This window comes from Tetzosporium hominis (assembly GCF_002265435.1).
Taxonomy (GTDB): Bacteria; Bacillota; Bacilli; order Bacillales_A; family Planococcaceae; genus Chryseomicrobium; species Chryseomicrobium hominis.
The window spans coordinates 1-234 of the sequence record NZ_NOKQ01000261.1 but is presented as its reverse complement, the minus strand read 5'-3'; the positions used below and the strand labels follow the sequence as shown (position 1 = coordinate 234).

Annotated in this window: 1 protein-coding gene; it reads right to left on the bottom strand. The window is 47.0% G+C overall.

Annotated elements, in window-relative coordinates; translation table 11 throughout:
* Positions 1–167, bottom strand: a 167-nt coding sequence (locus CF394_RS16095; RefSeq protein WP_243370842.1) for a cytochrome P450, incomplete at its 3' end; no start/stop codon positions are given.
* Positions 168–234 lie beyond the last annotated feature (67 nt).

Sequence of the window (234 nt, the reverse complement as noted above, 5' to 3'; positions counted from 1 at the left end):
CCGGACACTACAATCGTCGTGCCCGCAGGTGTATGGATTTGAAAAATCGGGCCCTGCTCTTCTGCCAATTTGATCAGCGACAGTGTCGGTTTGTCTTTATCAATTAAAGGCAGATTGCCGAGCGGACCATAGGTCTTAGGCTGAGGAATCGGGCTTGTTTCCTTCATCGAACCATCCTTTCCGTATGAAATGCCTTCTATCTGACTACATTTCCCTTTCATGGCCATGATTATT